6 protein-coding genes are annotated in these 4,978 nt (G+C 72.2%); 3 read left to right on the top strand and 3 right to left on the bottom strand.

Annotated features, from left to right (window positions below; all coding sequences use genetic code 11):
• From QH270_RS12430 to QH270_RS12420, 3 genes are all read left to right on the top strand, one after another.
• On the top strand, positions 1–222 hold a 222-nt coding region (locus tag QH270_RS12430; RefSeq protein WP_280341140.1), incomplete at its 5' end, for a hypothetical protein.
• Between the two features lie 481 nt (positions 223–703).
• Positions 704–1,015, top strand: coding sequence for a hypothetical protein (locus tag QH270_RS12425; protein WP_280341139.1), 312 nt, complete (start codon positions 704–706; stop codon positions 1,013–1,015).
• A 74-nt stretch (positions 1,016–1,089) separates the two neighbouring features.
• A complete protein-coding gene (locus QH270_RS12420; RefSeq protein ID WP_280341137.1) occupies positions 1,090–2,052 on the top strand; it encodes a DUF2332 domain-containing protein in 963 nt (320 codons plus the stop codon).
• Positions 2,053–2,063: 11 nt separating this feature from the next.
• Here the strand turns inward: QH270_RS12420 and lexA are convergent, their stop codons facing one another.
• From lexA to octT, 3 genes are all read right to left on the bottom strand, one after another.
• Positions 2,064–2,714: a transcriptional repressor LexA gene (lexA, locus tag QH270_RS12415; protein ID WP_280341135.1), complete on the bottom strand. Its 651-nt coding sequence runs from the start codon at positions 2,712–2,714 to the stop codon at positions 2,064–2,066.
• Between the two features lie 81 nt (positions 2,715–2,795).
• Positions 2,796–3,638, bottom strand: coding sequence for a DegV family protein (locus QH270_RS12410; RefSeq protein ID WP_280341131.1), 843 nt, complete (start codon positions 3,636–3,638; stop codon positions 2,796–2,798).
• A 3-nt stretch (positions 3,639–3,641) separates the two neighbouring features.
• A complete protein-coding gene (octT, locus tag QH270_RS12405) occupies positions 3,642–4,490 on the bottom strand; it encodes a diglucosylglycerate octanoyltransferase (RefSeq protein WP_280341127.1) in 849 nt (282 codons plus the stop codon).
• Between the last annotated feature and the right edge of the window lie 488 nt (positions 4,491–4,978).

Below are 4,978 nucleotides of genomic sequence, written 5' to 3'. Positions count from 1 at the left end.
CGGGCTGGCTCGACGCGGGCGGTGATCCGCGCGGGCTGCGACGCCTCGTACCCGAGCGGTTCCGGTCGGCGCGCGTCGACCCGGGTCGGGCGGGCGGCGGGGGGGGGGGCCGGGGGGGGGGGGGGGGGGGGGGGGTGTGGGGGGTTAACACGGGGCGGTTTGGGGCTCGCCTGGCACTACCGGCACCGGGGGCTGGTTGTGCGGGGGGGGGGGGTGGCGTAAAACAACAACACCCGTTAAAACAACCGCGACCAGCCCCACCAGGGCGAGCACGAAGGCGCCCGGCCGACCCGGGTCGACGCGCGCCGACCGGAACCGCTCGGGTACGAGGCGTCGCAGCCCGCGCGGATCACCGCCCGCGTCGAGCCAGCCCGGCATACGCACCTCGCCCGGCGGGAGTTCCTCGTCATCCCAACGTCCTTCGGTACCACGGCCGCCCCGCGCCTGCGCGCGAGCCGACCCACTTCGCATCGACCCCGACCCGGCCTGGTCGCGAACCGCGAGACCACCCAGCCGCTGTCGTACCCGCTCGTGCTCTTCGTCTCGTGACATGCCACCGAAGCTACGACCGGCACGCCTCGGGAAACCGCCGACGACCTGCGGCTCGACCGAGCCTGTGGATAACTCCGAACCTGTGGACAACTGCCGGTCAGACGCTCCCGCGAACACGAGACACGTTCGCTCGATCGCCTACGGTGCGCCCATGCCCAACACCATCGACACCCGCGGCCCGACAGCGACCACGAACCGCCCCCGCGGGATCCTCGCCGCGTGCATGGCCCGACGACACCCGGTCGCACGGCTTCGTGGACGCTCGCCGCGCCCCGACGAGCCCGATATCCGCGTCCTCGTGCAATTCACCTGTGTGCGGATGGAATTCGCGGCGTGCCGGACCGCCGCACTGGCCTTCGTCCAGGACATCGCGGCCAAACGGCCGTGCTCGGTCGCGGTCGATTCCCGACCGTGCGGCGGCCTGCCCCGCCTGCCCAACGAGCGTCTGTACCTCCTGCCGTGAACAGCGACAACAGATCGGCCACACCTGATCGAATACGGTGCGCCCCCTACCCCGGACCGCCTACGAAGGGGGCCATGGATCTGCGCCGGCGCTTCCGTGACTTCGCCCACCGCGAGGCACGCGGCAATTCACCCTGCTACGAACAGCGGGCCGCTGACATCGCCGACGACGACACCGTGCTCGCGCTGATCGCCCAGCTGCCCCCGGACAAGCAGCAACCGAATCTGATCCTGGCCGCAGCCCGGGTGAACGGCGCGACCGCGGAGTCCTACCGCGCATTCCGGGAACAGGTGATCGCCCGGTGGCCCGCGATCGCCGCGACGGCGGCGATCAGACGCACCCAGACGAACGAAGCGGGCCGTTCGGCGACGCTGCTGCCCGTGTTCGCGCGGTTTCCCGAACCGTTGTCGCTGATCGAAGTCGGCGCGTCGGCGGGCCTGTGCCTGTTCCCGGACCGCCTGAGCTATCGATACGGCGACGTCATCGTGGATCCCGTCGACGGGCCGTCGCCGGTGCTGTTGTCGTGCAGGGTCTCCGGGCCCGCGCCGATCCCCACGCGGCTGCCGGAGGTGGTCCACCGCGCCGGCGTCGATCTGAATCCGCTGGATGTGTCCGACCGCCGCGATCGTGAATGGCTGGAAGCGCTCGTCTGGCCCGGACAGGACGACCGGCTCGCCAGGCTGCGGGCGGTGTCAGCGATCGCGGCCGCGGATCCGCCGCGCCTGGTGACGGGGGACCTGAACGACAGGATCGGCGAGCTGGTCGCGGCAGCCCCGCGTGCCGGCACCGTCGTCGTGTTCCACAGCGCGGTTCTCACCTACCTGCCCCCGCAGGCGCGCGAGAAGTTCGTCGCGACCGTGCGGACACTGCCGTGCCATTGGGTCTCGCAGGAAGGCGTGGGGGTACTCCCCGGGTTCGCGGACCGGCTACGGCGCGACGAGACGGCCGCCGCGCGGATGGTGGTGGCGGTGGACGGGGAGCCGGTGGCCTACGCCGGGCCGCATGGTCAGTTCCTCGACTGGTTCGGCCCGGCGTGAAGCGCCGGGGCTCAGAGGCGGCGCATGACCGAGACGACCCTGCCGAGAATGGTCGCTTCGTCGCCGTCGATGACGGCGTAGGCGGGGTTGCGGGGTTCGAGAAGAATATGGCCGTTGCGGCGGCGGAAGACCTTGACGGTGGCTTCCTCGCCGATCATGGCGGCCACGATATCGCCGTTGTTCGCCTCGCGCTGGCTGCGGACGACGACGAGATCACCGTCGCAGATGGCCGCGTCGATCATCGAGTCGCCGCGGACGCGGAGCCCGAAAACCTCACCGCGGCCCACGAGTTCGCGTGGCAGCGTGAGCATGTCGTCGGCGTGCTGTTCGGCGAGGATCGGCGTGCCCGCGGCGATGTCGCCGACCACCGGCACGGTGACCGACGCCTCGGACCGGGTGCCCGGGCTGTCGCGCAGGAACAGCCGCACATCGATCGGGCGGGTCATCGCGGCGCCGCGGCGCAGGAAACCGTCCTCCTCCAACGCTTTCAGGTGCTTGGAGACCGTCGACGTGGACCGCAGGCCGACGGCGTCGGCGATCTCCCTGGCGCTGGGCGGGTAGCCGTGCGCGAGCACCGAATCCCGGATCACCGCGAGGATGTGTTGCCTGCGCGGCGGCAGGTGCGAGATGTCGGGGAAGTCGAAGTCGTCGTAACCGGTCACCGAGGCATCGTAGAGCCAGCGGGGATCAGGGTGTCGGCGCAGGTTCCCGGCGCGTCTGCCGCGGGTGCGCGGCACGCGTTCTCACGCGCATCCGCCGGGGACGACGAGCACGCCGAGCGCACCGACCCCGAGGTGCACGCCCAAGGTGGGCCCGAACTCGGTGACATGGAGTTCCTCGATATCCGGAACCTGTTCGCGCAGTTGCACGGCGATGTTCTCGGCCGCCTCGGCGGCGCCCAGGTGCTGCACACCCAGCGCCGCGCCCTCGCGTCCGGCGGCGTCGACCGCCGCGGCGACCAGCTTGGCGTAGGCCCGCGACCTGGTGCGCACCTTTTCGCGCAATTCCAGCTTGCCCTCGACCAGGTGCAGCAGCGGCTTCGTCACCAGTTCACTGCCGAAGAAGGCGGCGGCGCTGCTGAGCCGGCCGCCCTTACGCAACTGTTCGGTGCGGTTCACCAGGATGAAGGTGCGGGCACGGGCCGCGGCGGCGACCGCGCGCTCATAGACCGCGTCCAGCGCCTCGCCCGCGCGGGCCCGGCGCGCGGCGGCGAGCACCGGCAGCCCGGTCGCCAGGCCGGCGCCCAGCGAATCCACCAGGCGCACACGATCTTCGGCGCCCATGTCGCGCACCGCCTGGCGACCGGACTCCCAGGTCGCCGACAGTGTGCGCGAGAGGTGGATGGCGACGACGCCGTCGCCGTCGCTGTGCGTCAGCGCCCGCTCGTAGGCCTCGCGCAGTTCACCGGGCGAGGCCGCCGAGGTGCTGACCGAGTCGGTCGAGTAGTCGATCTCGACGGGATCGACGCCTTCGCGGATCTGCCGATCACCGACCAGCACATGCAATGGCACCACTTCGATACCGAGCTCGGCGACGACATCGGCCGACAGCCCGGACGCCGAATCGGTGACCACCACAACGGCCACGGACTACCTGACCTCCTGCAGCGCCTTGGTCATCGCCGTCGCCACCGCCGCGTGCCCGGCCCAGCCCCAGTGGATACCGTCCGGATTCGCCGCACCCGACTCGATGTCGTCGCGCACCGCTTCACCCAGATCGACCAGCGGCACCGAGGTGCGGCCCGACCACGCCCGCAGTGCCTTGACCGCACGGGCGCGGCCGCGATGCACCCGCCCGTAGGCATCGCACTTGTGCACCGACGGCAGTACCGCGACCACCGGCAGCTCGGGACGAAGATGGTTGAGCGCCTCGCGCGACTGCTCGAGGTAGTCGACGCTGACCCGCGGCGGAAGCGCCACGGGGCGACCCAGTTTCGACAGCTTCGGCTGCAGCCAGTTGTAGGAGGCGCGCACGCCGCGGCGCAGCTTCGGCGGACGGATGTAGCGGATCAGTTCTCGCAGCGCGGTGGGCAGCGGCGACGGCAGGGTGTCCATGCCGCCGACGGCGAACACGACCGCACCCGCGCGGGGCACCGCGGCCCAGACCCGGGGGTCACCGATGAGCGCCCAGTAGGCGTCCCGGCAGGTCCATCCGATCCGGGCGATCAGTTCGACGTCCCAATCCAGTTCGGCGGCGACCATATTCGGCCAGATCCGGGGATCGTCCGCGGGCAGGCCGCCCTTGGGGCCGTAGTAGGCGAGCGAATCGGCGATCACGAGCAGGACCGGCCGGGGGGACGCGGACGACACCGGGCTCGGCGTCTCCGCCGCCTCGGCGACGGGAACCACGGCCGCGGTGCCGGCGGTCGGGTCCTGGTCTGCCGCAGCATCCGTCACCACCTGCGAGACCGCAACGGTGCCGCCGTTCGCGGTAGACACGGCGTCGACTCGCAGGGCTGTCGCATCGTCAGCCGAACGGTCCGCGGACGTCGCGACAACGGCGGTGTCCCGTTCGGCCACACCGGATTCGGCAGCGGCGGAGGCTGCGCCGCTCGAGGACGTACCCGGCGCCGTGCCCGCCGGCTCGACGACATCGGTGGACGTGGGAGCGGGGCGATCCACCGACTCGACCGAGTCGGTCAGGGATGTCGCCGCCGACTGGTCCCCATCGACTCCCCCGGCCGCTGCGACGCGACTCGCATCCGTGGCCCCGGATGGGAAGCCCTGCGGCGCGGTGGGGATACCCCCCGCCCCCGGGGGGGGGGGGTGGAGCGCCCGCCCCGGGGGGGGGGCCCCCCGGGGGGGGCCCCCCCCCGGGGGGGCGCTCCACCCCCCCCCCCGCGGGGGGGGGGCTTACCCCACCGCGCCGCAGGGCTTCCCATCCGGGGCCACGGATGCGAGTCGCGTCGCAGCGGCCGGGGGAGTCG

It is taken from the genome of Nocardia neocaledoniensis, from assembly GCF_029868625.1.
In the GTDB taxonomy this organism is placed as follows: Bacteria; Actinomycetota; Actinomycetes; order Mycobacteriales; family Mycobacteriaceae; genus Nocardia; species Nocardia neocaledoniensis_A.
The sequence above is the reverse complement of the archived record's forward strand: the minus strand, read 5'-3'. Positions and strand labels throughout refer to the sequence as shown.